The following is a 327-nucleotide window of genomic DNA, read 5'->3' on the forward strand; positions in this document are numbered from 1 at the left end:
GCCGCGCACGACCTTCGTCCGCACATGGGATACCGCGCAGGCAGAGCACGGCCCGGACCACGATCCGCTCCTCGCCTCTCTCGAGGACCTCGTCGCGATCAAGAAGGCGGCCGATGAGCAGATTCGGCTGCTCCTGGCCTACGGCCGGGTCTACGTCACCCCGCGCCCGCACACCCTGGAAACTCTCGGCGAAGCCGCCGGTCTCACGCCCTCCGGCGTCAGCCGCGCCTTCGGCGCCAAGGAGGTCCTCGCCGTCGGGGACCTCACCGGCCGGCGCCCCGCCGCAGTCGAGATCAGCGACCACGACCCCGAAGTCTTCGCCGGTGA

General features: G+C 71.3%; 1 protein-coding gene. It reads left to right on the forward strand.

All coding sequences use genetic code 11. The features are described from left to right. Positions 1-327, forward strand: a 327-nt coding sequence (locus R2S09_RS40390; protein ID WP_316746289.1) for a hypothetical protein, incomplete at both ends; no start/stop codon positions are given.

The sequence above is a fragment of the Streptomyces sp. MK7 genome, from assembly GCF_032658145.1.
GTDB lineage: Bacteria > Actinomycetota > Actinomycetes > Streptomycetales > Streptomycetaceae > Streptomyces > Streptomyces spiralis.